Below are 26004 nucleotides of genomic sequence, written 5' to 3'. Positions count from 1 at the left end.
CGAAGGGACGGCCCGTGGGACGTTTTCAGGTAGTCGGCGCGACGGTCGCCGACGGGTCGGGACGCGATCCCGCGGCCGTCGGCGTCACCGTCGAGGACGGGAGAATTACCGAACTCGGCCCGCCCGCCGCGTCCGGCGAGCGTCTCGACGCCGACAGGCTGACGATGACGCCCGGCCTGATCGACGCGCATGTCCACCTGGGCTTGTCGAGCCCGATCGAGCCGCAGTTTTCGTTCCGGCTCAGCGCCGCCGAGCTGGCGGCGGACATCTTCGCCGCGGCCGGCGCGGCGCTCGACGCCGGGTTCACGACCGTCCGGGACACCGGCGGGATCGACGGCGGCGTCGTCACCGCGATCGCCAAGGGCAAGGTCCGGGGACCGCGCGTGCTGTCGTGCGGACCGGTTCAGTGCCAGACCGGCGGGCACGGCTACTACGGAGCCGACTGGGAGCCCACCGAGCTGTGGAGCAGCCACCACATTCCCGGCCTGGCCGCTCTGTCGATGATGTCGGGCAACGCGAACGAGCTGCGAAGCAACGTGCGCGAGGCCTTCCGCCGCGGAGCCTCGTTCCTGAAGCTTTGCGTCACCGGCGGGGTGGTCAGCGCGCACGACCAGCTGACCGACACCCAGTTCACCGTCGAGGAAATCGCCGTCGCGGTGCAAGAAGCCGCGGCCCGGGGCACGTACGTGACGGTGCACGCGCACAACAACGAAGGCATCCGGAACGCAATCGAAGCCGGAGTGCGCTGCGTCGAGCACGGCACCGATATCGACGAGCCCACAGCCGCGCTGATGGTTGCTCGCGATGTCGCGCTCGTGCCCACGTTCGCTGTCGTCGAGCAACTGCTGCGCGATACCGCCGGGGCAGGTCTCGGCGAGTCGATCCGCGAGCGGGCGCTGGGCGTTCGCGAGCGGATGGCCGAGGCGCTCGCTGCCGCCAAGGCGGCCGGAGTGCGGATCGGGCTCGGATCTGATCTGATCGGTCCGGCGCAGGACCGCCGAGGGGAAGAGCTCGCCTTGCGCGCAGATCTGGAGACGCCGATGGAAGCCCTCGTAGCGGCCACGAAGACCAACGCCGAGATCCTCGGCCTGTCCGGCGAGGTGGGAATGCTCGCTCCTGGCCAGCAAGCAGATTTCGTTCTCTGGAACGGCAACCCGCTCGAAACTCCCGCCCTGTTCGCCGACCCAGCGAACGCGGTCGTGGTCGTCCAAGGCGGACGCGTAGCAAAGGACCTCCGATGAGCACTATGTGGCAGGGCTGCCTCGCCGGCACCGACTATTTCGAAATGCGTTCCCGCAGCGGGCACGCCTACGGCATCTGGGTCACCACGCCGCCGGGCTACGAACCCGCCAAGACGCGAGTGCCGGTCGTGTATGTGCTCGACGGCAACTGGGCCGTGGGCATGACGGCCCCGCTCATCGTCACCCAGGCCGATCCCATGCAGCAGATCCAGCCCTACCTCCAGGTCAGCGTCGGCTACGCGGGCGAGGAAGCGCCGGACTGGGCGCGGCTGCGCAACCGGGACCTGGTGCCGCCTGGAGAGCCCGTCGCCCAGGAGTTCGTCGACGCCGTGGAAACGGGAGTCCGAACGGGCCGGATGACCCAAGAGGAAGCCGACGCCTACCTCGCCGAACTGCGCGACACCCGCGCCGACGAATTCCTGGCCTTCCTCACCGGCGAACTGCACCCGCGAATCGAACGCGCCTACCACGCGGCCGAGAGCGGGCACGGCCTCTTCGGCTATTCCTACGGCGGGCTTTTCAGCCTCTACGCCTGGCTCAACAGCGGCACGCACTTCGAGAGCATCGGAGCGGGCAGCCCCGGCCTCGTCGGTGAAGACAGCCGGATCTTCGCCCAGCTCGACGAGCTTGGCGACAACCTGCCCGCAGCCAAGCTTCACGTGACCGTCAACGACCAAGAGCTGCTCGGGGATCTGGCCGTCTACCGAAGCCTCGCGAGGAACACAGCCGCTTTCCTGCACCGCCTCAAGTCTCGAGATGGAGCCGTCACCAGCGCGGTCCTGCGCGAAACGCACGTGACCGGGTTGCAAGCCTCGTTCCTCAGCTACCTCAGGACTTGCCGGGCCCAGTAGCCGCGACGTGCACCGCGGGCCGCCGCTCCGCCCACGGCATCGCTTCCTCCAAGAACGCCGCGACCCGCAGCAGCACCGATTCCGAACACACCGGACCGCCGAGCTGCACCCCGATCGGCAAGCCCCGCGAGGACTGGCCGAGCGGAAGGCTGATCGCCGGAGCGCCGGTCTGGTTGTACAACGGCGTGAACGAACACGCGTCGAAAAGCTGCCTCGTCCACTCGGCCGCGGTGAGATCGGCGTTCGCGTCGAGGCGGCCGAGCGGCAAGGCCGGGGTGTTCGTCGTCGGGGTCAGCAACAGGTCGTATCCGGTGAAGAACTCGCCCGCCGCACGGGAAACGACGTTCATCGCGCCCAGCGCCGCGGTCAATTCCATCGCGCTCAGCGAGCGGCCGTATTCGACGCACGCCCAGGTGGTGCGTTCGAGGTTCTCCGGGCTCGCCGCGACCCCGGCCAGCGCTTCGATCCCGGCGACCGAACCGGCCAGAAATCCCGACCACAGCACCTGGTTCGCGTGCAGGAAGGTATCCCAGTCGAAGACCGGTGTCGCGCGTTCGACGTGGTGGCCCGCCGCTTCGAGCACCTCGGCCGCGGCTTCGACTGCGCGCGCCACCTCCGGGTCGACGTAGCTGCCCGCCCAGGATTCGGTGTGCAGCGCGATCCGCAGCCGCCCCGGGTCGGCGCCGACTTCGGCGAGCCACGGGCGCGCGGGCGGGGCAAGGACGTAAGGGTCGCCCGGGTACCCCACCGCGACCTCGTCGAGCAGGGCGGCGGTGTCGCGGACCGTCCGCGACACCGCCAGCTCGACCCCCATGCCGTACAACGGATCGGCGAAGTCCGGACCGGCGGGCACCCGGCCGCGGGTCGGTTTGAGTCCGACCAGTCCGGTGCACGCGGCGGGCACGCGGATCGACCCGCCGCCGTCGTTGGCGTGCGCGATCGGCAGCGCCCCGGCCGCGACGAGGGCCGCCGAACCGCCGCTGGACCCGCCGGCGCTGTGCCCGGTGTTCCACGGGTTGCGCGTCGAACCGTAGGCCAGCGCTTCGGAGTTGCCGTTGAACCCGAGCTCCGGCGTGGTGGTGACCGCCAGCGTCGCCAGGCCCGCCGCGCGGAAGCGCTCCATCAGGTGGGTGTCCTCCGGCGGCACGATGCCCTTGCCGAGCAGCCGCGTGCCCATCCGGGTCGGGACTCCGGCGGCGTGCAGGACGAGGTCCTTGATCGCGAACGGGACCCCGGCGAACCGGCCGTCCCGCGCGTAGTCGAGGGGACGCTCGAATGGGCCGTCGGCGACCGCGTTCAGTTCCGGGTTCACCTTCCGGATGGCTTCGACCGCCAGCGCGGCGACCTCCTCGGCGGTGACCTCGCCGGACGCGAGGACGGCGGCGAGCGCGGTCGCGTCGAGGGCTGCGTATTCGTCGAGGTTCATCGGGTCTCCTTCGGCCGGGGACCCAGCACGCTACGAATGGGCGGGAACTTCCGCATCGGCCGGAAAGCCGTTCCGCTCCCGCCGCGTGTGTGCGCCCCGTTGACACTCCGGACGCCGGGCGTTCATGCTCCGTCCGGCAGCGGAGGTTCGGACATGACCGCAGATGTGCAGTGGTGGGCTCGGCTCGCCCGGGACGTGCGCGCGGCGAGCCGCGGCGAACTGCCGGTGGAAGCCCCGCTCCGGGCAGTGCGGGACAAACTCGGTTTCGCCTGCGCCGCGTTGGTGAGCGGCAGCAAGCAGCGCACCGCGACGGTCAACCTCGGCTACCCGCCGGACATGCTCGGCTACCTCACCACGACCTACCGCTGGAAATGCCCCATCCACCAGCGCGCGGCCCGGCTGGGCCTGCCGCTGCGGTTCGCCGACGTCCCGGACGTCCACGAGACCAGGACGTACCGGGAAGGCATCCAGCCCTACGGTTTCCGGGAAGGGGTGACGCTGCCGCTCGCGCCCGGCACCGGTCCGGAGCGGAGTTTCGTAGCGCTGAGTTCGACGCACGACCGGCCGCTGGACGATCGCTCCGTCCTCGCGCTGACCATGCTGTCGCACGATTTCGCCGCGCTGGCCGACCCCGGCGCCGAACCGGGCGATCCCGCGGCCGATGCCGTGCTGTTCGTTTCACCGGCCCGGATCGAGGTGCGGTCGGCCAGGGTCGCCCGGCTGCCGCTGAGCGAGCACGAGGTCCGGCTCGCCGCGCGGTGCGCGACAGCCGGACGGACCGGATTCCGCCACCGGGACGCGGACGGCGTCTGGTGGCGGGTGCTGGCGCGGGCGCGCCGTCCGGGCGGAGTGCTGCTGCGGATCTGCCGCGAGCCCGAACCCGGGCCGTTGACCGGGCGCGAGCTGGACGTGGTCGGGCTGGTGGCGCGCGGGTGGCCGAACGAGCGGATTTCGGCGGCGCTGGGAATCGCGGTCCGGACCGTGCGCAGCCATGTCGAGTCTTCACTGGTGAAGCTCGACTGTCCGAATCGGACCGCGCTGGCCCGCCACGCGCTCGAACACGACCTCGACACTCTCGGTGCGCTGGAGGCGTCGAGTCGTTCGCGGTGATGCCGGTTCCGACCGGCATCACCACTCACGAGCTCCGCTACAGGGCAGCCACCGCCCGCTCCCCCGGCACCGCCCGCAGCACCGGCACCTCGTCCAGCAACCCCCGCCGGGCCAGCTCCGGCCGCACCCCCTCGCCGAACCAGTACGCTTCCTCCAGATGCGGGTACCCGGACAGGACGAACTCCGAGACCCCGGCGTCGTGATATTCCTCGAGCAGATCCGCGATCTCCGCGTAATTCCCGACCAGCGCGGTCCCCGCACCGCCGCGCACGAGGCCGATCCCGGCCCACAGACCCGGATGGATCTCCAGGTCCCGCGCCGTCGTCCCGGTCTTGCCGCCGTGCAGCGCGACCATCCGCTGCTGTCCCACCGACTCGCTCGCCGCCAGCTGCGCCTGGGCTTTGGCGATCTGCTCCGGGCTCAACGCGTCGAGCAGTTTCTGCGCCTCGGCCCAAGCCTCCGCCGAGGTGTCGCGCGCGATCGTGTGCAGCCGGACCCCGAACCGCACCGTGCGGCCCTCCCGCTCCGCCAGCTCCCGCACCTTCCCGATCTTCTCCGCGACCTGCGCGGGCGGCTCGCCCCAGGTCAGGTAGACGTCGGCGTGCCGCGCGGCGACCGGGAGCGCCGCCGCCGAGGAACCGCCGAAGTACAGCGGCGGCACCGGATCCGGCGCGGCGAGCGTCGTGGCCCCCTCGACCCGCAGATGGTCGCCGGCGAAGTCGAACGGCCGTCCGGACCAGACGCCGCGCACGATGGAGAGGAACTCGTCGGTCCGGGCGTAGCGGGCGTCGTGGTCGTGCCAGTCGCCGAACCGGCGCTGTTCGATCGCGTCGCCGCCGGTCACGATGTTCAGCAGGACCCGGCCGCCGGACAACCGCTGGAACGTGCCCGCCATCTGGGCGGCGAGCGTCGGCGAAATGACGCCCGGCCGGAACGCGACCAGGAATTTCAGCCTGCGCGTCTCGCGGATCAGCGCGGCGGTGGTCAGCCAGGCGTCCTCGCACCAGGTGCCGGTAGGGGTCAGCACGCCCTCGAACCCGAGCTGCTCGGCCGCGCGGGCGACCTGCGCGAGGTAGTCGAGATCGGCGGGCCGCTGCGCGCTCGGGCCCTGCGATTTGTTCGCGTGGAAGCGTTCCACGATCGTCCGGCCGTCCCCGGTGGTCGGCAGGAACCAGTGCAGTTTCAGGCTCATCCGTTCCTCCTCGCGGCCTCGATGTCGGGCCCGTAACGATGGTCGACGAACGCCGCGAAGTCGACCTTCCCGGGCAGGGTGCCCTCGTTCGTGAACGCGTCGGCGAGCTGTTGCTCGGACGCGACAACGGCGTCGTCCAGCGGGATCGGCCGGTCCCGTCCGGCGGAAACGGCCTTCTTCGCCACTTCCGGCTTCAATCCGGTTTCCGCCGCCCACGCGCGCGCCCATTCGCCTGGATGCGTATTCGACCACAGCTGGGCTTTCACCACGCGCTGCACGAAATCCCGGATCGCCGAGTTCTTGCCCGGATCCGCCAGCGCGGTAGTGCTGGCGGTTTCGAAGGCGAGGCCGTTCGACGCCCCGCGACCGTCCGCGAGCACTCGGGCGTGGGCGTCGATCTCCGCCTGCGCGGTATAGGGATCCCAGATCGTCCACGCGTCGATCTGATGCTGGGTGAACGCGGCGAACGCCTCCGACGGCTGCAGGAACGAGAGTTTGATGTCCTTTGTGGACAGACCGGCCTTCTTCAAGGTGTTGAGCAGCTGCCCGTGCGCCGAACTCCCCTTCGCGACGCCAACCGTCTTGCCCCGCAAGGACGCGACGTCCGTCAGCGGAGAATCCGGCGGCACCAGGATGGTTTCCCGCTCCACATTGCTCTTCGCCACGCTCACCACGGAGATCTTCGCCTTCGACGCCGCGGCGAAAATCGGCGGCGTGTTGCCCACCCGGCCGATGTCGATCGCGCCCGCCGAGGCCGCTTCCAGCAACGGCGGCCCGGACGTGAACGTGGACCATTCGATCCGGTACGGCGTGCCGCTCAGCTGATTCGCCGCGGTGAGCAGGGATTTCACCCCGCCCTTCTGGTCTCCGACGCGCAGCGTGACCTGGTGCAGCTCGGCGGGCGACACCGCCGCGGGCACCGGCGCGCGGCCGTCCGATGTGGACGACGAGCAGGCCGCCAGCCCGGTCAGCAGAAGGGCCGCGGCCAGGACGTTACGCAGGTGCACCTTCGGTCACTCCCAGATCGGCCAGGACGCGGCTGCGCACCTCGGCATTGTCGGCGGCCTTCCGCGGACGCGGCTGGCCGAGAACGTGTTCGGCGACGATGCGGCCGTCGCCCAGGACGAGAATCCGGTCGGCGAGCACGAGGGCTTCGTCGACGTCGTGGGTCACCAGCAGCACCGCGGGCTGGTGCGTGCGCCACAGATCCTCGACGAGACGGTGCATCGCCAGCCGGGTCAGCGCGTCGAGGGCGCCGAACGGTTCGTCCAGGAGCAGCAGATCCGGCTCGCGGACCAACGCCCGCGCGAGCGAAACTCGTTGCGCCTCGCCGCCGGAGAGCGTGAGCGGCCATTTGTCGGCATGCTCCGTCAGCCGCACCTCGGCCAGCGCTTTCTCCGCGACAGAGCGGTCGTTGTCCCGCTGCAGGCCGAGCACGATGTTGCGCCAGACCTTGCGCCACGGCAGCAATCGCGGCTGCTGGAACGCGACCGAAACCGTCCCGTCGACGCTCGCGGAGCCCTCGATCTCCTGGTCCAGCCCGGCGAGGACCTTCAGCAGGGTCGACTTCCCGGACCCGCTCCGCCCGAGCAGCGCGACGAACTCGCCGCGAGCGATGTCCAGGTGGAGTCTGGTGAGGACAGTCCGTTCGCCGAACTTCTTCGTGAGGTCGCGGACCTCGGCTACCGGGCTCGCCATCGCAAGGCCCTCCTTTCCAGCAGCCGGACGAGCGCGTCGGTGAGGAGGCCCAGCACGGCGTAGACGACAAGCCCGACCACCACGACGTCGGTGCGCAGGAATTCGCGGGCATTGTTGATGAGATAACCGATCCCGGCGTCCGCGTTGACCGTCTCGCCGACGATCAGCGCCAGCCACGCGACCCCGAGCGACTGCCGCAGCCCGACCAGCGCCTGCGGCAGCGCACCCGGCAGCACGACGTGCCACAGCCGCTCCGAACGGGTGAATCCCAAGGCCCGCGCGGCTTCCCCGAGCAATGGATCGGCGGAGCGGATTCCCGAGTGGACATTCAGGTACAGCGGAAACGCGACGCCCAGCGCGACCAGGAAGATCTTGGTCTCCTCGCCGATCCCGAACCACAGGATGAACAACGGGATCAGCCCGAGAAACGGCAGCGTGCGCAGCATCTGCACCGGCGGGTCGACCAACGCCTCGCCCCAGCGGGACAATCCGGCGACTGCTCCGAGCAGCAGCCCGGCGGCCGCGCCGAGCGCGAACCCCGCGCCGACGCGGCCCAGCGAAACCGCGAAAGCGCTGCCGAGCTCGCCGCTGCGGGCGACCTCGGCCGCGGCTTGCAGGACAGTCCACGGGGAACTGAGCTTGTCGGGCGGCAACGCGCCGGTCGAGCTGGCGATCTGCCACGCCGCGACCAGCGCGACCGGGCTGATCCAGCGGCGCAGCGACGGCAATCGCCGGCGCGGCGCGCGCTTCGGCGCGGCCGTTTCGGCGCGCGACAGCACGCCCGTGGTGGAAATCGACACGGATTTCTCCCGGGTGGGGTTTTCGGTTCAGGGGACCAGGATTCAGCGGCGGGACAGACAGACCGCGCTCGCCTGCTGCCGGAGGTCGACGTGCAGGCGGCAGACGAGGAGGACGCCGCGCTTCATGCCCCCGAGCTTCGATCCCCGGACGGGTGAAGTCAATGACGGGCCGGGCGGCTCTCACGCACTGGAATCAGTGCGGCGGTGTACGGGGTTTGTTCACCGCTCGGGTAGGCGGATGCCCGGGATGCGGGACGGGTTTCCCGCTCCGCTGCCGAACACCGGCGACCGGCCGCCCGGAATTGTCGGTGCTGTGCGGTACAAGATCACTATGTTCTTCTTCAAGGCACAGCACGCCTTCTTCGCCCCGGCCCCGCGTCCGCACAGCCGCCTCGAGCCCCTATCGCGGGCAACGCATCGCGCCACCGCTGCGGCCGCAAGACCGAACCGCCCGCGGCTCGAACCGAAACCCGGCTCAGGCGCCGAACATGCGCCGCCATTCGTCGAGAGACCGGGGCCGGAACACGAAATTCGTGCTCTTCACCCGCGACAGCGCCGCCGAAGATTCGGGCGAATACTGGTGTCCCGGATACACCACTGGATCGCCCGGCAGTGTCGCGAGCCACTGCAGGCTGCGGAAAATCGCGTCCGCGTCGCCGCCGGGGAAATCGGTCCGGCCGCAGCCTTCGAGAAACAGCGTGTCCCCGGAAACGAGCCGGTCGCCCACCAGGAAGCACTGGCTTCCCGGGGTGTGGCCGGGCGTGTGGAGCAGCCGGATGTCGATCGAGCCGACCGTCACCACGTCGTCGTGCGCGTGGGCGCGCAGATCGGTGTCCGACACGCCGGTCACCCGGCGCACCCACTCGCTTTCCTGGGCGTTGACGTGGATCGGCACCGGCCGCAGCGCGAGCAGTTCGGCGATGCCGGGCAGCGAGAAGCCCATCATGTCGCCGCCGACGTGGTCGGGGTGGTGGTGGGTGGCGAGCACGCCGGTCAGCCGCATCCCGTCGGCTTCGAGCGTCTCGACCAGGTCGCCGACCGCGTACGCCGGGTCGACCAGCACCGCCTCGCCCGCTTCGCGGTCCCCGATCAGGTAAGCGAAATTCACCATCTGGGTCGCGACCGGGTCCCCGACAGCGAAATCGCGGCCGGCGAGCAACTGGCGGAAGTAGAGCTGGTCTGCCATGCCCCGCAGCCTAACGGTCGCCGGTCACTCCCCCACGGAGCCGTCGGCGAGTTCCCGCAGCGCGTCGAGATGCCCGACGTGCCGCGCGGTCTCCTGCACGACGTGCGCCAGCACCCAGCGGACGGTGAATTCCCCGGACCGCCGCGTCCGGTCCTCCGGCGTGAGCCCGGCCAGCGCCTCTGCCGCCCGTTCCGCTTCGGCGCGATAGGCCGCGACGACCCCGGCGACGTCGTCCTCGGGCGTCAGGTCCCAGCTCGGGTCCGGCGAGCCCGGCCACAGCGAAGGCGCGTCGGAGCCGCCCGCCTCGATCACCAGCCACCACCGCTCGACAGCGGTCAGGTGCTTGAGCACGCCCAGCGCGCTGGTCCGCGGCGAACTCGGCAACGGAGCCGCGACCGCCTGCTCGCGGCTCAGCCCGGTCACCTTCTGCACCGCGGTCGCCCGGAGGAAGTCCAGGAACCGGGTCTGCACGGTCAGTTCGTCTCCGTCGAGCGGATCCGGCCAGACGCGCTCAGCCTCAGCCATGGCCCCGACCCTACTAGTGCCGGCGAGGAATACGCTCAGCGTCATGGTGTGGGGATTTCTGTGCGCGCTGCTGTCCGCGGTGGCCTACGGCGTCGCTTCGGTGATGCAGGCGGTGGCCGCGAAGGCCGCCCCCGACAAGGGCGGCGCCGGGGTCGACCCGCGCCTGCTGCTGCGAGTGCTGCGGCAGTGGAAGTTCGTCGTCGGCCTGCTGCTCGACGGCGTCGGATTCGTCGCGCAGATCGCCGCCCTGCACGTCCTGCCGCTGTTTCTCGTGCAGGCGACGCAGGCCGCGAGCCTCGCGGTGACAGCCGTCGCGGCTCGGGTTTTCGGCGTCCGGCTGGGCGCGCGGGAATGGACCGCCGTGGGCGTCGTGTGCGCCGGCCTCGCGCTGCTCGGCTCGTCGGCGGAAAGCGAGGGCTCCAGTGAGGTAGGACTGGGTTTCCGGCTGACGCTGGCCGGTGCCGCCGTGGCACTCGGCCTCGCCGGGCTTCTCGTCGGACGCGCCGGCGACCGCGTCCGCACCGCCGGGCTCGGGCTGGTAGCCGGCCTGTGCTTCGGACTCGTCGCGGTAGCGGGCCGGGTCATCCCGAGCCTCGCGCCGCTCGACCTGCTGCGCGACCCAGCGCTGTACGTCGTCGCCGTCGCGGGCGCGCTGGCGATGCTGTTCTTCGCCACCGCACTGCAACGCGGCAGCGTCACAACCGCCACCGCGATGATGGTGCTCGGCGAAACCGTCATGCCGTCACTGATCGGCGTCCTGCTCCTCGGCGACCGCACCCGCCCAGGTTTCGCCGCGGTCGCACTGATCGGCTTCGTCCTAGCCGTAGCCGCCGCACTGGCACTGGCCCGCTTCGGCGAACCCGAACCGGTCGCGATCGCGGCCGCATCCGAGCCGCCGGAGGCCGAGCACGCAGGCCGCGACGCCCGCAGGTAGACCGTCCCCGGGCTCCGTCGCGGCGAGGTTAGGCTAACCTTCCCCAGTGGGACGAAGGGGAGGAACCGGCGAACGAACCGGCTCGTCCCCGCGAACGGAGGCGCCGGTGAAGACACTCGCACCCACGGCCGGAGAGGACGCACCGGGCGGCGCGGCCACAGGGCGGTATTGCCCACCCAACGTTCACGCACCCCGCGCTGAGGCACCGACGGCCACAGTCTGGCCCCCAGACGGAGAAGTCCTGCTATCCGCCCCGACCACGAGGTCGTACTGCCATCCCGACCTCCGCGCACCCGGCACACCGCGGACCCTCGCGCTAGCAGCCGGAGAGAACACGCTGCCCGGTGCGACCGCTCAGCCGCGTTACCCGCCGATCTTCCACGCACCCGGCACGCAGATGCCGGAGCCCACCGGCAAACCCCCAGCCAAAGAAAACACCATCCCCGCCACGACCACTCGCCCGCTTTCCTCGCCCGCCTTCCGCAACCCCAGCACCCAGTCCCCGCCAACAATCACCGCACTCCTAGCCCGACAAGCCGCCACCACGCGAGCCACGCGACAACACCCAGCCCCCACTCCCCCGGCACCGAGGCCCCGATGACCACCGGCCGGAACGTCCTGCGCGCCGCGATCGCCGGACAGCGGAAATCCGTCCTCGCCGCGTCCGTCCTCGCCGCGGGCCACCAAGGCGGCGAAGCGCTCGTGCCGGTAGTGATCGGCGTAGTCCTAGACCGCGCCGTCGCCGACAGTTCAGCCCTCACCCTCCTCGGCTGGCTCGCCGTCCTCGCCGCCGTCTTCCTCGTGCTCTCCACCAGCTACCGCTTCGGCGCACGAGCCGCCGAGCGCGCTTCCGAACGGGCCGCGCACGAGATCCGGCTCGCGGTCAGCCGGCGCGTCCTGCATCCTCGCGGCGGCGCGGAGAACGGAGCCCTCGCCGGGGAGCTGGCGAGCGTCGGGTCCTCGGACGCCCGCCGCGTCGGGATGGTCAACGCGGTCCTTCCGTTCGGCATCGCCGCGCTCGCCGGGCTGCTGGTCAGCGCCGTCGTGCTGCTCCGGATGTCTGTCCCGCTCGGCCTGCTCGTCCTCCTCGGCACCCCGCCGCTGCTGTTCCTCGCCCACCTGATCGGCAAGCCGCTGGAGAAGCGCAGCGAATTGGAACAGGAACGCGCCGCGCACGCTTCCGGTGTCGCGGCCGACCTCGTCAGCGGGCTGCGCGTGCTCAAAGGCATCGGCGCGGAACCGGTGGCGACGGCGCGGTATCGGCGCACCAGCCGGGATTCGCTGCGGGCGACCATCCGCGCGGCTCGCGCCCAGGCGTGGCACAACGGCGCGCTGCTCGCGCTCACCGGGGTCTTCATCGCGATCGTCGCCCTCGTCGGCGGGTCGCTCGCGGCGAGCGGCGACATCTCCGTCGGCGACCTCGTCGCGGCGGTCGGGCTGGCCCAGTTCCTGCAGACTCCGTTCGCCATTTTCGCCTGGGTCAACGGCCAGCTCGCCCAGGGCCGGGCCTCCGCCGGGCGCGTCGCCGCGGTGCTCAGCGCCCCGCCCGCGGTCCCGGAAGGCACCGGCGAGCTGCCTGCTCCGGCGCGCGGAAGCGTGGAGTTTTCCGCGGTATCGCACGGAAAACTCCGGGAACTCGACCTCACCGTCCCGCCCGGCGAACTGCTCGGCGTCGTCGCCGCCGACCCCGCCGCGGCCACCGATCTTCTCGACTGCCTCGGCCGGTTCGCCGACCCTAGCGAGGGGACCGTTCGCGTCGACGCGGTGGATCTGTCCACTGTGGATCCGGAGCTCGTCCGTGCGGTCGTACTCGTCGCCGCACACGACACAGATCTGTTCGAGGGCACGGTGGAAGACAATGTTCGCGGCGGAATGCCCGCCGTCCCCGACGGAGTGCTCGCCGCCTCCGCCGCCGACGAGGTCGCCGCGACTCTCCCGTCCGGCACCGCCACCGCCGTCACCGAACGCGGGCGATCGCTGTCCGGCGGGCAACGGCAACGGGTCGCCTTGGCCCGCGCCCTCGCCACCGAGGCACCGGTCCTGGTGCTGCACGATCCGACCACCGCCGTGGACACGGTCACCGAAGCCCGCGTCGCCGCCGGAGTCGCGGAGCTTCGCCGGAACCGGACCACGATCGTGGTCACCACCAGCCCAGCGCTGCTCACCGCGACCGACCGGGTCGTGCTGCTCGAAGACGGCCGGGTCGTCGCCGAAGGCAGCCACGCCGACCTGGTCCGCACCGAAGCGGCTTACCGAGCGGCGGTGCTCTCATGACCGAACGCGAACTCCTGCCCGCCGCCAGCGGCCCGCGCATCAGGGCTGTCCTGGCCGACCTGCTGCGGCAAGCGAAAGGCCGCGCGACCGGGGCGTTCGCCTTCGTGGTCGGCGCGACCGCGATCAGCCTGCTCGCCGCTCCCCTGCTCGGCCGGGTCGTCGACCTCGTCGCCACCCGGCAGGCCGCCTCCGCCCTCGTCTTCCCGGTGGCCGGCCTCGTGCTGGTCGCCGCGACGTCCGCGATCGCCACCGCCATCGGGGTCTCGATGCTCGCCGCGCTCGGCGAAACGATGCTGGCCGACCTGCGCGAACGGTTCATCGACCGGGCTCTCGGCCTGCCGCTGGAGCAGGTCGAAAAGGCCGGTTCCGGCGACTTGACCACCCGCGTCACCAACGACGTCTCGGTCGTCGCCGAAGCGGTCCGGCAAGCGCTGCCCGCGCTGGCCCGTTCGGTGCTGACGATCGTGCTGACTCTGGTCGCGATGGCGATCCTCGACTGGCGTTTCCTCGCCGCGGCCCTGCTGGCCGTCCCGATCCAGCTGCACACCGTCCGCTGGTACGTCCGCCGCGCGACCCCGCTTTACGCCGCCCAGCGCACCGCCGTCGGCGCTCAGCAGCAACAACTTCTCGGCACCATCGGCGGCGCCAAGACCGTCCGCGCGTTCCGTCTCGGGGACGCACACGTCGAGCGCGTGCGCGAACGGTCGAAGGGGGCGGTGGACCTGGCGTTGCGCGGGGTCCGCCTCGCCACCCGGTTCTACGGGCGGCTGAATCTCGCCGAGTTCGTCGGTCTGTCGGCGGTGCTCGCGGCCGGTTTCCTCTTGGTGGGCGCGAATCTCGCGACAGTCGGGGTCGCGACCGCCGCCGCGTTGTACTTCCACAGCCTCTTCGGCCCGATCAACACCGCACTCGCGCTCGTGGACGACGCTCAGGCGGCGACCGCCAGCCTGTCCCGGCTGATCGGTGTCGCGGATCTTCCGGCACCTGCCGAACCGACGCGGGTCGGCCGTCCCGTCGACGCGTCAGTGAAGGCGGCCGGCCTTGGACACTCCTATGTGGACGGCCATCCGGTACTGCGCGACGTCGATCTCGAAGTCGCGCCGGGCGAGCGCGTCGCGCTGGTCGGCGCGAGCGGGGCCGGGAAGACGACCTTGGCGAAGCTGATCGCCGGGATCCACCAGGCCGGCATCGGCACGGTGTCGATCGGCGGCGTTCCGCTGGACCAGCTCGGCCCGGCCGCCACCCGGCGCGCGGTGGCGTTGATCAGCCAGGAAGTGCACGTTTTCAGCGGCCCGCTGGCCGACGATCTCCGGCTGGCCGCTCCCGAGGCCAGCGACGCCGATCTCCACGCCGCACTGGCCAAAGCCGGCGCCGCCGAATGGGTGGCCGCGCTGCCGGACGGGCTCGCGACGGTCGTCGGCGAGGGCGGGCATCGGCTGACCGTCACGCAGGCTCAGCAGCTGGCGCTCGTCCGGTTGGTGCTTGCCGATCCGCCGGTCGCGATCCTCGACGAGGCCACGGCCGAAGCGGGCAGCGCTGGGGCGAAAACGCTGGAAGCCGCCGCGGCCGCCGCGCTCGACGGGCGCACCGGCCTGATCGTGGCGCACCGCCTGACCCAAGCGGCCGCTTCGGACCGCATCATCGTCCTGGACGCTGGAGCGATCGTCGAATCCGGCACGCACGAGGAACTGGTCGCCGCTGGCGGCCGGTACGCCACGCTCTGGAGCGCCTGGTCCGGCCTGCGCAGCCACCGTCCGTGAGGGGAACTTTGAGGGAATCAGATTCCCTCAAAGTTCCCCTCACGGATCTCAGGATTCCTTGATCAGCGACAGCGGGCGCAGATCGGTCCAGGTTCGCTCGATGTGGTCCAGGCAGGCTTGGCGCGCGTCCGGGCCGAAGGTCGTCCGCCAGCCTTCCGGCACGGCGACGAAGTCCGGCCACAGGCTGTGCTGGCCCTCGTCGTTCACCAGCACCCGGTAAACGCCGTCGGCGTCCTCGAACGGATTCGTCACAGCTCGGTCCTTTCCCTCGCTCAGCGGATCCCGCTCACCGCGTACTCCGCCGGGTCGGCCGCGGCCGCCCGCCGGTCCACAATGGACTGCAGGATCTCGCCCACCCGCACCGCGGTGTTCGACAGCAGCGAGGACGTGATCCCGTGCGTATGTTCGGTGCCGCCCTGCAGGTAGAGGCCGCCGCGCACGGCCGGGCCGGTGGTGATCCGGTAGTCGCGTTCGACCTTCAACCGGCCTTCGGCGTCGCGGCGGCACTGGCTGGCCAGCCCGCCGAGCAGAGGCGTCGGATCCGCGGGCAGGTAGCCGGTCGCGTAAACGACCGCGTCGGCCTCCAGCACCGAACGTTCGCCGGTCGCCAGCGATTCGACGGTCGCGCGCACGCAGGCGCCTTGATCGTCGACCTCGACCGGGCGCGAAACGTTGAACAGCCGCAACCGTTCCACGCCAAGCACCTTTTCCTGGTACCGCCGCCGGTAAAGCTCATCGATGAGGTCCAGGTCGACAGCCGAGTAGTTCGTCGCGCCGTGGTAACGCATCAGGCGGTCTTTGACCGGTTCGCTTGCCGCGTAGAAGGAATCGACCGCCTCTGGGTCGAAAATCCGGTTGGCGAACGCACTGTCGTCAGCGGGGCTGTAGCCGTAGCGAGCGAACACCACGCACACTTCGGCTCGCGGGAACTCCTCGTGCAGCAACGCGGCGACCTCGGCCGCGCTCTGCCCGGCGCCGATCACCACGAACCGGCGCGGGTCCGTGCCGCGCAACGATTCCACGCGATGCAGCAGCTCGCTGTTGTGCCAGATCCGTTCCCCGGCGACGACCCCGTCCGGCAGTTTCGCGCGCAATCCGGTGCCCAGCACCAGGTTCCGCGCCCGCAGCTCGGCGACCTCGCCGTCGACCTCGGCGCGCACGTCGAAGAACGCGATCTCCCCGCCGTCGCGCACCGGTTCGATCGAGACGACCTCGCTGCCGTAGGACACCAGGTCGTCGACCTTCGCCGCGGCCCATTCGAAGTAGTCGTGGAACTCGACGCGCAGCGGGAACAGGGTCTTGTGGTTGATGAAATCGACCAGCCTGCCCTTCTCGTGCAGGTAGTTCAGGAAAGTGAACGCGCTGGCCGGGTTCCGCATCGTCACCAGGTCCTTGAGGAACGACACCTGCATGGTCGCGGTGTCGATCAGCATCCCGCGATGCCAGCCGAAACGGGGCTGGCGCTCCAGGAAGTGCGCCGTGACCGTCTCCCCCGAGCCCGCGTTGTGCTCGGCGAGGGCGATCGCGAGCGCGAGGTTGGACGGCCCGAACCCGACTCCGACCACGTCGTACACCGGCACCTGGCTGTCCTCGGCCCCTGCTCGTGACATGAAAGTCCCCTAGCGCGGCACTGCCGCATCACCGTTCCCGACTGACCATGCTCAAGGAACCCTAACCTAACTTAGGTAAGCCTCAACTAGTACTGTCGGAGTGATGTTCGTCCCGACCACGAAAGGTGCACCGCCGATGCGCGTGGCCATGTTCGGCTACCAGACCTGGGGACACCGCACCCTCAAAGCCCTCCTCGACGCGGGCCACGACGTGCGGCTGGTGGTCACCCACCCGCCGAGCGACCACGCCTACGAACGGATCTGGAGCGATTCGGTCGCCGAGCTGGCGCAGGAGAACGGGATCCGCACGCTGCTGCGCACGCGCCCGGACGACGGGGAGCTGCTCGCCGAGCTCAAAACCGCGGACCTGGACCTGATCGTCGCGAACAACTGGCGCACCTGGCTGCCGCCGGAGATCTTCGCCCTCCCGCGCCACGGCACGCTCAACGTGCACGACTCGCTGCTGCCCGCCTACGCCGGCTTCTCCCCCATCATCTGGGCGCTGATCAACGGCGAGCCGGAGGTCGGCGTCACCGCGCACATGATGAACGACGAACTCGACGCCGGCGACATCGTCGCGCAGCGCGCGGTCGAGGTCGGCCCGCGCGACACCGCCACGGATCTGTTCCACCGCACCGTGGACCTCATCGAACCGCTCGTCACGGAAGCCTTGCGCCGCATCGAATCCGGCACCGTGGTCCCGATCCCGCAGGACCGGACGAAGGCGAGTTTCTTCCACAAGCGCGCCCCGCGCGACAGCCTCATCGACTGGACGTGGTCGGCGGAGGAACTGGACCGTCTGGTGCGCGCCCAATCGGACCCGTACCCCAACGCGTTCACCTACCACCGCGGCGAGCAGCTGCGCATCGTGCGTGCTTCGGTCTCGGAGGGGCACTACGGCGGAACGCCGGGCCGCATCTTCATCCGCGAAGGCGAGGGGGTGGTGGTCGTCGCGGGTCGCGAGGCACGACAAGGTCAGTCGCCGGGACTGCGCATCGAACGCGTCCGCACGGCTGACGACCGGGAATTGCCCGCGGCGGAGTACTTCACGACCATGGGCGGATATCTCACCGACCGCCCGTAGGCGATATCCGGATTCCGGGCACCGCAATTCTTCCGGCGGAATTCGCGGAATGAACTGCGGCGCCCGGAACGGCGTCCGTGCGGAACCGGGAAGCAACGCCCCGGTTCCGCACGGAATCAGCGCCGGGGATCAGTGGTTGGTGCCGGTGGACCAGACCGCGTACCGCGGCCAGGCGCGCTGGTTGTACATCACGATGTTGCCGTCGTCCTGGACGATGATGTAAGGGTCGTTGTGCCCGGTCGTGTTGGACGCCCAGAGCACGACGCCGCCCTGCCCGTAGATCACCAGGTTCCCGTCGGCCTGGAAACGCAGTTCCTGTGCCCCTTTGTGGTCGGTCCCGGTCGACCACGGGGCATTGCGGTGCTCGTCGTAGGCCACCAGGTTGCCGTCATCCTGGAAGATCCAGTTGATCTTGTCGCTGGTGCCCACGGTGGAGCCGGGCCGCCAAGCGGCCGGACGGTAGATGTAGGCCTCGCCGAGGATCGACTTGGCGGACACGGAATGGGCCGCCGGAGCGGCCGGGGCCGCCTGGGCCGGTGCGGTCAGGGCCAGCGAGCCGGCTCCCAGGATCCCGGCGCACAGGGCCGCCGAGACCACGCGGTTGAATCGCATTGTTTCTCCCCACGTCATAACCAGTGTGAATGCCTCGTCCCGGAACACTTGTGGCGGACGACGCGTACTCGAAGTCTCGTCCGCCGGTAATATGGGAAACAGTGCATCGACCGGCCACCTGTGACCGGTGCCGGGTTCCGGGGGGAGCAGCGCGTGCCGGAGAAAGCCGACGTCGTGGCCGCCCTGCGCGCGTTTCGGCTCCGGGCCGGGCTGACGCAGGAGGAACTCGCCGAGCGGTCGGGGATTTCGGTGTCCACCATCCGCGGCCTGGAAACCGGCAAGCGCCGCAATCCGCAGCTGACCTCGGTCCGGCGGTTGGCCGAGGTCCTCGGACTGGATCCCGGGGAACGCGAGCAGCTTCTCGACCCGGCGCCCGCGGCCGGTCCCCGGGTGCTGCCGCGGCAGCTGCCCGCCGTGCCGGAGCAGTTCACCGGCCGCGACGCGGAGCTCGCCGAACTGGATCTCGTAGCGAGCCGCGGCAGCCGGATGTCGGTGGTCGTGCTGTGCGGGGCGGGCGGGATCGGCAAGACCGCGCTGGCGCTGCGCTGGGCGGGCACCCGCCGCGACCGGTTCCCCGACGGCCAGCTCTACCGGGACCTGCACAGCTTCGACCCGAGCGCGGCTCCCTCGGAACCCGGTGCGGTGCTCAGCGGATTCCTCGAGGCGCTCGGAGTCGACCTGCGGGCCATCCCCCATCACCTGGACTCGCAAACCGTGCTGTTCCGCAGTCTCCTGGCGGATCGCCGGATGCTGATCGTGCTGGACAACGTCCGCGACGCGGCGCAGGTGCTTCCCCTGCTTCCGGACGGCGCGGGCAGCCTGGTGCTGATCACCAGCAGGCATCGCCTCACCGGTCTCGCGGTGGCCCGGGAGGCGCGGCTGATCACCGTTCAGCCGCTCGACGAGGCGACGGCCGGCGTGATCGTGCGCGACCGGATCGGGCCGGAACGAGCCGACGCCGAACCGGCGGCGGTGCGGGAAATCGTCCGGCAGTGCGCGGGCCTCCCGCTCGCGCTGTCGATCGTGACCGCCCGCGCGCACGTCGTCCCGCATTTCCCGATCGCCGCGCTGGCCAAGGAACTGCGCGACCGGGAAACCCGGCTCGACGGGCTGGCCACCGGCGACCAGCTGACCGATCTGCGCGCGGTTTTCGGTTCCTCAGTGGCGGCCTTGCCCGCCGATGCGGCGGATCTGTTCGCCCTGCTGAGCCCCGCGCCGCTGGACGACGCCTCGATTCCGGCCGCCGCCGCACTGGCCGGGTGGCCCCTGCCCCGGACCGTCGCCGCCGTGAACGCGCTGGAAGCCGCGCACCTGGTAGTCATCTCGACCCCCGGCCGCTACCGGATGCACGACCTGGTCCGGTTGTACGGCACCGAATACGCCTCGACCCGCCGCGTGCCGGGCGGGCGAGCCGCGGCGGATCGCCGTCTGGTGGACCATTTCCTGCACAGCGCGTACGCGGGCGAGCGGTTGTTCACCCCGCATCTTCCCGCGCTGGCCCTGGACGCCTGCGTCCCGGACGCCCGCCCGCTGACCTTCCCGGACGCCGCGGCGGCGGCCGAGTGGTTCGAGACCGAGCGGCACAACCTGCTCGCCCTCCAGCACTTCGCCGCCGACCAGGAATCCTGGCTGCCGGTGTTCGGGATCGCCCGGCTGCTCTTCCCGTTCCACGAACTGCGCGGCCGCTTCGCCGACGAAGCCCAGACCTGGCGGCTGGCCCTGACCGCCGCCGGGCGGCTGGGCGACCCGGAACACGAGGCACAGGCCCTGCGCCGGCTCGGCCGTGCGTCCGCGCACCTCGGCGAGCCGGAAGAAGCCCTGCGCTATCTCGAACGAGCCCGGGCGATCGCCGAGGCGCACGGGGACCGGCACGGCCTGGCCATGGCTCATTACGTGCTCGGCTGGACGCGGCACCAGCTCGGCGACGCCGGTCTGGTCCGCCCGCACGCCGAGCGGGCCGCCGCCCTCTTCGCCGAACTGGGCAACCCGGCGTGGCACGCCCGAGCGCTCACCCTGATCGGCTGGGCCCGCGCTCAAGCAGGCGAATTCGCACCGGCCCGGGAGGCCTGCGAACGCGCGCTGGCGCGGTTCCGCGCGCAGGGCGACGTCGCGGGCCAGGCCGAGAACCTCGGCGTCCTGAGCTACATCGCCTTCCACACCGGGAATTTCGAGGAGTCCGCCGGGTATTGCCGCGAAACCGTGGAACTCTGCCAGCTTCTCGGCAACGCCTACCTGGAAGCCGAGATGTGGGACCACCTGGGACGCAGCTACCGGGCTTTGGGCGACGTCCGCGGCGCGCGGCGCAGCTGGAGACATTCGCTGGCGATGCTGGAAGCCCAGCATCGGAAGGAACCGGCGGCGGCCGTTCGCGCCTTCCTCAGCGCTCTCGCCTGAACGCGAGCCCCGTCCGCCGCGCGAGCTGCCGGGCGGTGTCAGTGCCGCGGGCTGGCTCCAATCGGCGGCACTGACAACCGGCTAGCGCTCGGAAACCTTGCCCCCGTCCACTTCCAGCCGCCGCGTCACCGCAACCGCGTCCAGCATCCGGCGGTCGTGCGTCACCAGCAGCAGCGTGCCGGGGTAATCGTCCAAAGCGGACTCGAGCTGTTCGATCGCGGGCAGGTCCAGGTGGTTGGTCGGCTCGTCCAGCACCAGCAGGTTCACCCCGCGCGCCTGCAGCAGCGCCAGCGCCGCGCGGGTGCGCTCGCCGGGCGAAAGCGTCGCCGCCGGGCGCAGCACGTGCGCGGCCTTGAGCCCGAATTTCGCCAGCAGGGTACGGACTTCCGCGTCGGCGAACGACGGCACCTCCCGCGCGAACGCGTCCGCCAGCGGGAGGTCGCCGAGGAACAGCCGGCGGGCCTGGTCGACCTCGCCGACCACCACGCCCGGCCCGAGCGCGGCGGCGCCCTCGTCCAGCGGGATCCGGCCGAGCAGCGCCGCCAGCAGCGTGGATTTGCCCGCGCCGTTCGCGCCGGTGATGGCGACCTTGTCGGCCCAGTCGATCTGCAGGTCCACCGGCCCGAGCGTGAAGCCGCCGCGCCGCACGACCGCACCCCGCAGCGTCGCCACCACCGCTCCCGCGCGCGGGGCGGCGGCGATCTCCATCCGCAGCTCCCACTCCTTGCGGGGCTCCTCGACGACCTCGAGCCGCTCGATCATCCGGTCTGTCTGACGCGCCTTCGAGGCCTGCTTTTCGGTGGCCTCGCTGCGGAATTTGCGGCCGACCTTGTCGTTGTCGGTCGCCTTGCGGCGGGCGTTCTTGACGCCCTTCTCCATCCACGCGCGCTGCATGCCCGCCCGGGCTTCGAGCGCCGCGCGGGTATTGGCGTATTCCTCGTAGTCCTCGCGCGCGTGCCGCCGCGCGACCGCCCGTTCCTCCAAATAGGACTCATACCCGCCGCCGTACGTCTTCACCTGCTGCTGCGCGAGGTCCAGTTCCACGACGCGGTCGACGGTGCGGGCCAGGAACTCGCGGTCGTGGCTCACCAGCACGGTGCCCGCGCGCAGCCCGGTGACGAACCGCTCCAGCCGGGCGAGCCCGTCGAGGTCGAGGTCGTTCGTCGGCTCGTCGAGCAGGAAGATGTCGTAGCGGCTGAGCAGCAGCGACGCCAGCCCGGCGCGCGCGGCCTGCCCGCCCGACAGCGAAACCATCGGCTGGTCGAGGTCGACAGCCAGCCCGAGATCCGCGGCGACCTCCCCGGCCCGGTCGTCCAGGTCCGCTCCGCCGAGCGCGAGCCAGCGGTCCAGCGCGGTGGCGTATGCGTCGTCGGCGCCGTCCTCGCCCGCGGCAAGCGCATCGGTCGCCGCATCGAGCGCGGTTTGCGCGGCCGCGACTCCGGTGCGTCGCGCGAGGAACGCGCGCACCGACTCTCCCCCGCGCCGCTCCGGCTCCTGTGGCAGATGCCCGACGGTGGCGGCCGGCGGGTTCAGCCGGACCTCGCCGGATTCCGGGCGGGCCAGCCCGGCCAGCGTGCGCAGCAGGGTGGACTTCCCGGCGCCGTTGACGCCGACCAGTCCGATCACCTCCCCCGGGGCGACGACGAGATCGAGACCGGAGAAGAGGACGCGGTCACCGTGGCCGGCGGCCAGGTCCTTCGCGACGAGTGTGGCGCTCATATCGGAGCCGAGTTTACGGGGAGCCCGCGCGCCGCGTGCCGCGTGTCGGCTCCGTCACTCCGAGTGGGTACTCTGGGCGGGTTGCCGGGTCCAACAAGAGCAGTGAGGTCGGTGAAAGGCATGGCGGAACCCGCCCCGGTCCCGTTCGGACGGGGGAAGCAGCGGGCTCCCCGGCCGACCGTCAGCAGACGGCGCGAGGTGAGCCACGCGAGCGCGCGGTCGCTGCTGATGACCGTGCTGGGCGAATACGTGCTGCCCCGCGACCGTCCGGTGTGGACGTCGATGCTGGTCGAATCCCTCGGCATGCTCGACATCGAGGAGAAGTCCGCGCGGCAGGCGCTGGCCCGGTCCGCGGGCGAGGGCTGGCTGGTGTCGGAACGCGTCGGCCGCCGCGTCCGGTGGTCGCTGACCCCTCCGGGCAGGCGGCTGCTCACCGAGGGCGCCGAGCGCATATACGCCTTCGGCCGCGACGCGCACGTCTGGGAGAACCGCTGGCTGATGCTGATCGTCTCGGTGCCGGAAGCGAAACGCGACCTGCGGCACCGCCTGCGCACCAGGCTGACCTGGGCCGGTTTCGGCTCGCCGGTGGCGGGCGTCTGGGTGAGCCCCGACCCGCGGCGCGAACCCGAGGCGCAGAAGATCGTCGCCGAACTCGGCCTCGAAGCGCAGGCGATGTCGTTCACCGCGGAGTACGGCGCGATCGGCGACCAGGAAAGCATGGTCGCGCGGTCGTGGGACCTGTCCGAGCTGACCGACCGGTACGAGGACTTCATCGACCGGTTCACCGGCGTCTCGCCCTCCGGCGCGCAGGCGGTGCTGCGCGCGCAGACCGAACTGGTGCACGAATGGCGCCGGTTCCCGTTCCTCGACCCGCAGCTGCCCGCCGAGTTGCTGCCGCCGGGCTGGAGCGGAGCCAAGGCGGCCGAACTGTTCCACCGCAAGCACGTGGAATGGCGGCCGGCCGCGCAGGCGTACTGGGACCAGCTCACCGCGAACGAGGAGCAAGCATGACGAAACTGGAACGCGACGGCGGCCTCGCCGTCCTCACCATCGACGAGCCGCCGCTCAACCTGTACACGAAGCCGTTGCAGGACGCGCTCGCGGACGCGATTTCCGCGCTGGAGGAAACCCCCGCCCGAGCCCTGCTGATCCGCGCCGAAGGCCGGGTGGTGAGCGGGGGCGTCGACGTGGCGCTGTTCGACGCGCAGTCGTCCGCGGCCGAGGCCAAGGTGCTCTTCGACGAGCTGCTGACAATCCCGGATCGCCTTGCCGCCCTGCCGTTTCCGACGGTTTTCGCCGCGCACGGCCTGTGCCTGACGTGGGCGTTCGAGGTCGCGCTGGCGTGCGATCTGCTGCTGGCTTCCTCGCGCGCGAAGTTCGGGTTGGTCGAGAAGGTCGTCGGCCTGACGCCCACGATGGGCGGAACCCAGCGCCTAGCCGCGCGGGCCGGGGTCGCTCGCGCGAAGGAGTTCGTCTTCACCGGAACTCCCTTCGACGCCGCCACGCTCGAACGATGGAACGTCGTGAACCGGGTCCTCCCGGACGAGGACTTCGACGCGGCTGCCCGGGAGTTCACCCGCGAGCTGGCCGAGGGCCCCACACAGGCTCATGCCGCGACGAAGCGGATCTTGGCCCACTTCGAGCACGGCGGGGTACCGGAGGCGAACGAACACGTCACGGCTATCGCCGCGGAGCTGTACAACACCGAGGATCTGCGGGGTGCGGTGAAGTCGTTCCTGGCCGAGGGACCGGGAAAGGCCCGGTTTACCGGCCGCTGAACGGGTTTCCGGCCGGGCCCTGATCCGGGATGGGGCGGGGTTGCCTTGTTTTGCGGGGTTTGTGCAGGTCAGGGGGTAATGGAGACCTCGTTGCAGGGCCGGTTGGGGGACCCGCTAGAGTAGTCGCATCGCACTCCACGAGGGGTTCCTCGGGGAGTGAGGAGTCCGGGCTGTGGCGCAGTTTGGTAGCGCACTTGACTGGGGGTCAAGGGGTCGCAGGTTCAAATCCTGTCAGCCCGACCGGACGACGGGTTTCCGCAGCTCAGAGCAGCGGGAGCCCGTTTTTTCATGTGGTCGCAGGTGTCCTTCCGGTCTAGCACAGCGCTCGGTGACACCTTGACTGGAGGCTCTCCTCATGCCGACCACTTTGACCAAACAGGGTCTGCCCCGCCCGGCCAGCGACCTGTGGCGCTCCTACGTCGAGGAGTGGGGCCACAGCCTCCGCGCCGACAACAAACTCCACACCACCCGCTACAACTACGAACTCGCCGTCGCCCAGTTCGCCGACTTCCTCGGCGGCGAGGACCTCCCCCGGTTCCTCGCCGAGGCCGGGAGGGACGCCACCGACGACACGCCAAGGGCGTCCTCGCCGTCGCCTTCAGCCCAGATAGCGCAAGACTGGCGACCGCGGGCTGCGACGGAACCGCCAGACTTTGGGACATGAACTCCGAACGCGCCGCGGCAAAAATCTGCGCCCACACGTCACCATCGATCACCGAAGCGGAATGGTCGCACTACCTGCCCAACGTCGACTACCGACCGCCCTGCACCAGCTGACCTCGGCCACTGGCACTTCTCCTGCTATACCCGTCTCTTGCGGCTGCACCGGACCAAATTCGCCAGGCACACCAGGCCGCACGCTGTACTCCAGAAGGCCATCCACCCACGACTTTCCGCCCGCGCGTGGTCGCCGAAACGATGAAGACCCCGGCTTGCTGGAACGCCAGCCACCGGACTGACCGCCCGTGGCAGGACCAGCCGTGGGCACCACCCCCGCTTCGATCCCGACGACCGGTTTCTTTACTTCGCCGACCTCTGCGGACAGCCCGACCGCACCGCCGGACACCGGCCCGCCTACCGCTTGCCGATCGTGCTCCCCGACCTCTGAGGGCTTCGCATCCGGCTCACTGTCCACCTGCGCGCCCCGCGACACCCGGCCGCGTCTGAACCCGTCCCCCAGCCGCCAGACCCGCCCAGCTTCCGGCCTGCCGCCGCCGCGGCCAGGCTGGCCGCCGAATAGCGCGTCTGGGCACCCAGTTCGCGGTAGGTCAGGCTCCCGTACTCGGCCGCAACCGCCGTAAATCGGCGACGAGCCGCAGCAGCGGTGTGTCGTCGCCAGACAGCGGACGTTCCGGACTCGGCACGACTCATCCCCTCCCCGGGCAAGTCATTGTTCAGACGTTGTTGTTCAAACGTCCAGCGCTCGACGGTGAACAACCCGGATGCGCTACACCCGAGATACATGGAGGCCACGTCCAGAAAATCGGGGATCAAGGGGTGAAGGGCGCCAGAGAACGAAGAACCCCTACCGAAACGTAACGCTCGCCAGATTGCGCACGTGCTGTTGCCAGCCGGGTCTCCGTCTGCCGTGCACAAGATCCGAACACTACGAGAAATCGCCAGCAAGGGAAGGAAACATGTCAAAGGTCGGCATGCGTGCCTTGCTGGGAGCGGCAACGCTCTCGGTCGCCACTCTCCCGCGGTCGTCGCACCAGCGGTGGCGTCCGCTGGGACCCGGACGGCCCTTCAGGCAGGGCGTACTACAACCACTGCGTCGACCTCCAGTGCCCGTGGATCTGGTCGCGGTGAC

Annotated in this window: 22 protein-coding genes, 1 tRNA gene and 1 pseudogene; 12 read left to right on the top strand and 12 right to left on the bottom strand. The window is 70.7% G+C overall.

The window, feature by feature from the left end; translation table 11 throughout:
- The first annotated feature begins 14 nt into the window (after positions 1 to 14).
- Positions 15 to 1241 carry a metal-dependent hydrolase family protein gene (locus ACZ63D_RS40825; RefSeq protein WP_465359696.1) on the top strand — a complete coding sequence of 409 codons (1227 nt, stop codon included), beginning with the start codon at positions 15 to 17 and terminating at the stop codon, positions 1239 to 1241.
- Positions 1238 to 2092, top strand: coding sequence for an alpha/beta hydrolase (locus ACZ63D_RS40820; RefSeq protein ID WP_465359695.1), 855 nt, complete (start codon positions 1238 to 1240; stop codon positions 2090 to 2092). Before ACZ63D_RS40825 ends, ACZ63D_RS40820 begins: the two co-directional genes overlap by 4 nt.
- Here the strand turns inward: ACZ63D_RS40820 and ACZ63D_RS40815 are convergent.
- Positions 2070 to 3518 carry an amidase gene (locus ACZ63D_RS40815; RefSeq protein WP_465359694.1) on the bottom strand — a complete coding sequence of 483 codons (1449 nt, stop codon included), beginning with the start codon at positions 3516 to 3518 and terminating at the stop codon, positions 2070 to 2072. The genes ACZ63D_RS40820 and ACZ63D_RS40815 overlap by 23 nt on opposite strands.
- Before the next feature lie 153 nt (positions 3519 to 3671).
- Between ACZ63D_RS40815 and ACZ63D_RS40810 the strand changes: the two genes are divergently transcribed.
- Positions 3672 to 4628, top strand: coding sequence for a helix-turn-helix transcriptional regulator (locus tag ACZ63D_RS40810; RefSeq protein WP_465359693.1), 957 nt, complete (start codon positions 3672 to 3674; stop codon positions 4626 to 4628).
- Positions 4629 to 4665: 37 nt separating this feature from the next.
- Here the strand turns inward: ACZ63D_RS40810 and ACZ63D_RS40805 are convergent, their stop codons facing one another.
- From ACZ63D_RS40805 to ACZ63D_RS40780, 6 genes are all read right to left on the bottom strand, one after another.
- Entirely contained in the window at positions 4666 to 5820 is a 1155-nt protein-coding gene (locus ACZ63D_RS40805; protein ID WP_465359692.1) for an LLM class flavin-dependent oxidoreductase, read from the bottom strand.
- Positions 5817 to 6827 carry an ABC transporter substrate-binding protein gene (locus ACZ63D_RS40800; RefSeq protein WP_465359691.1) on the bottom strand — a complete coding sequence of 337 codons (1011 nt, stop codon included), beginning with the start codon at positions 6825 to 6827 and terminating at the stop codon, positions 5817 to 5819. The genes ACZ63D_RS40805 and ACZ63D_RS40800 overlap by 4 nt, the downstream gene beginning before the upstream one ends.
- Positions 6814 to 7518 (bottom strand): ABC transporter ATP-binding protein, encoded by a 705-nt coding sequence (locus ACZ63D_RS40795; protein ID WP_465359690.1) that lies wholly within the window; start codon positions 7516 to 7518, stop codon positions 6814 to 6816. Before ACZ63D_RS40795 ends, ACZ63D_RS40800 begins: the two co-directional genes overlap by 14 nt.
- Entirely contained in the window at positions 7503 to 8318 is an 816-nt protein-coding gene (locus tag ACZ63D_RS40790; protein ID WP_465359689.1) for an ABC transporter permease, read from the bottom strand. The genes ACZ63D_RS40795 and ACZ63D_RS40790 overlap by 16 nt, the downstream gene beginning before the upstream one ends.
- 475 nt (positions 8319 to 8793) lie before the next feature.
- Entirely contained in the window at positions 8794 to 9504 is a 711-nt protein-coding gene (locus ACZ63D_RS40785) for an MBL fold metallo-hydrolase (RefSeq protein WP_465359688.1), read from the bottom strand.
- 24 nt (positions 9505 to 9528) lie between these two features.
- On the bottom strand, positions 9529 to 10029 hold the full coding sequence (locus tag ACZ63D_RS40780) for a mycothiol transferase (protein WP_465359687.1): 501 nt from the start codon (positions 10027 to 10029) through the stop codon (positions 9529 to 9531).
- Positions 10030 to 10072: 43 nt separating this feature from the next.
- On the opposite strand from ACZ63D_RS40780, the gene ACZ63D_RS40775 reads away from it, so the two are divergent.
- Positions 10073 to 10963 (top strand): DMT family transporter, encoded by an 891-nt coding sequence (locus ACZ63D_RS40775; protein ID WP_465359686.1) that lies wholly within the window; start codon positions 10073 to 10075, stop codon positions 10961 to 10963.
- Between the two features lie 363 nt (positions 10964 to 11326).
- On the opposite strand, the gene ACZ63D_RS40770 is transcribed toward ACZ63D_RS40775, so the two are convergent.
- Positions 11327 to 11479 carry a hypothetical protein gene (locus tag ACZ63D_RS40770; RefSeq protein ID WP_465359685.1) on the bottom strand — a complete coding sequence of 51 codons (153 nt, stop codon included), beginning with the start codon at positions 11477 to 11479 and terminating at the stop codon, positions 11327 to 11329.
- An 81-nt stretch (positions 11480 to 11560) separates the two neighbouring features.
- On the opposite strand from ACZ63D_RS40770, the gene ACZ63D_RS40765 reads away from it, so the two are divergent.
- Positions 11561 to 13237 carry an ABC transporter ATP-binding protein gene (locus ACZ63D_RS40765; RefSeq protein WP_465359684.1) on the top strand — a complete coding sequence of 559 codons (1677 nt, stop codon included), beginning with the start codon at positions 11561 to 11563 and terminating at the stop codon, positions 13235 to 13237.
- A complete protein-coding gene (locus ACZ63D_RS40760; RefSeq protein WP_465359683.1) occupies positions 13234 to 14997 on the top strand; it encodes an ABC transporter ATP-binding protein in 1764 nt (587 codons plus the stop codon). The genes ACZ63D_RS40765 and ACZ63D_RS40760 overlap by 4 nt, the downstream gene beginning before the upstream one ends.
- Positions 14998 to 15045: 48 nt before the next feature.
- Here the strand turns inward: ACZ63D_RS40760 and ACZ63D_RS40755 are convergent, their stop codons facing one another.
- Positions 15046 to 15249 (bottom strand): MbtH family protein, encoded by a 204-nt coding sequence (locus tag ACZ63D_RS40755; RefSeq protein WP_465359682.1) that lies wholly within the window; start codon positions 15247 to 15249, stop codon positions 15046 to 15048.
- A 20-nt stretch (positions 15250 to 15269) separates the two neighbouring features.
- On the bottom strand, positions 15270 to 16607 hold the full coding sequence (locus ACZ63D_RS40750) for a lysine N(6)-hydroxylase/L-ornithine N(5)-oxygenase family protein (RefSeq protein ID WP_465359681.1): 1338 nt from the start codon (positions 16605 to 16607) through the stop codon (positions 15270 to 15272).
- Between the two features lie 136 nt (positions 16608 to 16743).
- Between ACZ63D_RS40750 and ACZ63D_RS40745 the strand changes: the two genes are divergently transcribed.
- Positions 16744 to 17691, top strand: coding sequence for a methionyl-tRNA formyltransferase (locus ACZ63D_RS40745; RefSeq protein ID WP_465359680.1), 948 nt, complete (start codon positions 16744 to 16746; stop codon positions 17689 to 17691).
- A 129-nt stretch (positions 17692 to 17820) separates the two neighbouring features.
- On the opposite strand, the gene ACZ63D_RS40740 is transcribed toward ACZ63D_RS40745, so the two are convergent.
- A complete protein-coding gene (locus ACZ63D_RS40740) occupies positions 17821 to 18303 on the bottom strand; it encodes a hypothetical protein (protein ID WP_465359679.1) in 483 nt (160 codons plus the stop codon).
- A 153-nt stretch (positions 18304 to 18456) separates the two neighbouring features.
- Between ACZ63D_RS40740 and ACZ63D_RS40735 the strand changes: the two genes are divergently transcribed.
- Positions 18457 to 20697, top strand: a complete 2241-nt coding sequence (locus ACZ63D_RS40735) for an ATP-binding protein (RefSeq protein WP_465359678.1) — start codon at positions 18457 to 18459, stop codon at positions 20695 to 20697.
- An 81-nt stretch (positions 20698 to 20778) separates the two neighbouring features.
- Here ACZ63D_RS40735 and ACZ63D_RS40730 read toward each other — a convergent pair whose 3' ends face one another.
- The gene (locus tag ACZ63D_RS40730) at positions 20779 to 22416 is read right to left on the bottom strand and encodes an ABC-F family ATP-binding cassette domain-containing protein (protein ID WP_465359677.1); all 1638 of its coding nucleotides are present in this window, start codon (positions 22414 to 22416) and stop codon (positions 20779 to 20781) included.
- A gap of 120 nt (positions 22417 to 22536) precedes the next feature.
- Here ACZ63D_RS40730 and ACZ63D_RS40725 point away from each other — a divergent pair, with 120 nt between their 5' ends.
- From ACZ63D_RS40725 to ACZ63D_RS40710, 4 genes and pseudogenes are all read left to right on the top strand, one after another.
- Positions 22537 to 23427, top strand: coding sequence for a PaaX family transcriptional regulator (locus ACZ63D_RS40725; RefSeq protein WP_465359676.1), 891 nt, complete (start codon positions 22537 to 22539; stop codon positions 23425 to 23427).
- Positions 23424 to 24194 (top strand): enoyl-CoA hydratase/isomerase family protein, encoded by a 771-nt coding sequence (locus ACZ63D_RS40720; protein ID WP_465359675.1) that lies wholly within the window; start codon positions 23424 to 23426, stop codon positions 24192 to 24194. The genes ACZ63D_RS40725 and ACZ63D_RS40720 overlap by 4 nt, the downstream gene beginning before the upstream one ends.
- A gap of 166 nt (positions 24195 to 24360) precedes the next feature.
- Positions 24361 to 24434, top strand: a tRNA-Pro gene (locus tag ACZ63D_RS40715).
- 48 nt (positions 24435 to 24482) lie between these two features.
- Positions 24483 to 24812 (top strand): annotated as a pseudogene (locus ACZ63D_RS40710) (hypothetical protein); the annotation flags it as partial.
- Between the last annotated feature and the right edge of the window lie 1192 nt (positions 24813 to 26004).

The organism is Amycolatopsis sp. NPDC104775 (genome assembly GCF_055583325.1).
The sequence above is the reverse complement of the archived record's forward strand: the minus strand, read 5'-3'. Positions and strand labels throughout refer to the sequence as shown.

Excerpts from the sequence above, each read along its gene's own strand:
- ACZ63D_RS40810 (WP_465359693.1), top strand. The coding sequence starts at position 3,672 with ATGACCGCAGATGTGCAGTGGTGGGCTCGGCTCGCCCGGGACGTGCGC.
- ACZ63D_RS40815 (WP_465359694.1), bottom strand. The coding sequence starts at position 3,518 with ATGAACCTCGACGAATACGCAGCCCTCGACGCGACCGCGCTCGCCGCC.
- ACZ63D_RS40795 (WP_465359690.1), bottom strand. The coding sequence starts at position 7,518 with ATGGCGAGCCCGGTAGCCGAGGTCCGCGACCTCACGAAGAAGTTCGGC.
- ACZ63D_RS40725 (WP_465359676.1), top strand. The coding sequence starts at position 22,537 with ATGGCGGAACCCGCCCCGGTCCCGTTCGGACGGGGGAAGCAGCGGGCT.
- ACZ63D_RS40720 (WP_465359675.1), top strand. The coding sequence starts at position 23,424 with ATGACGAAACTGGAACGCGACGGCGGCCTCGCCGTCCTCACCATCGAC.
- ACZ63D_RS40805 (WP_465359692.1), bottom strand. The coding sequence starts at position 5,820 with ATGAGCCTGAAACTGCACTGGTTCCTGCCGACCACCGGGGACGGCCGG.
- ACZ63D_RS40730 (WP_465359677.1), bottom strand. The coding sequence starts at position 22,416 with ATGAGCGCCACACTCGTCGCGAAGGACCTGGCCGCCGGCCACGGTGAC.
- ACZ63D_RS40820 (WP_465359695.1), top strand. The coding sequence starts at position 1,238 with ATGAGCACTATGTGGCAGGGCTGCCTCGCCGGCACCGACTATTTCGAA.
- ACZ63D_RS40775 (WP_465359686.1), top strand. The coding sequence starts at position 10,073 with ATGGTGTGGGGATTTCTGTGCGCGCTGCTGTCCGCGGTGGCCTACGGC.
- ACZ63D_RS40760 (WP_465359683.1), top strand. The coding sequence starts at position 13,234 with ATGACCGAACGCGAACTCCTGCCCGCCGCCAGCGGCCCGCGCATCAGG.
- ACZ63D_RS40765 (WP_465359684.1), top strand. The coding sequence starts at position 11,561 with ATGACCACCGGCCGGAACGTCCTGCGCGCCGCGATCGCCGGACAGCGG.
- ACZ63D_RS40785 (WP_465359688.1), bottom strand. The coding sequence starts at position 9,504 with ATGGCAGACCAGCTCTACTTCCGCCAGTTGCTCGCCGGCCGCGATTTC.
- ACZ63D_RS40750 (WP_465359681.1), bottom strand. The coding sequence starts at position 16,607 with ATGTCACGAGCAGGGGCCGAGGACAGCCAGGTGCCGGTGTACGACGTG.
- ACZ63D_RS40745 (WP_465359680.1), top strand. The coding sequence starts at position 16,744 with ATGCGCGTGGCCATGTTCGGCTACCAGACCTGGGGACACCGCACCCTC.
- ACZ63D_RS40740 (WP_465359679.1), bottom strand. The coding sequence starts at position 18,303 with ATGCGATTCAACCGCGTGGTCTCGGCGGCCCTGTGCGCCGGGATCCTG.
- ACZ63D_RS40780 (WP_465359687.1), bottom strand. The coding sequence starts at position 10,029 with ATGGCTGAGGCTGAGCGCGTCTGGCCGGATCCGCTCGACGGAGACGAA.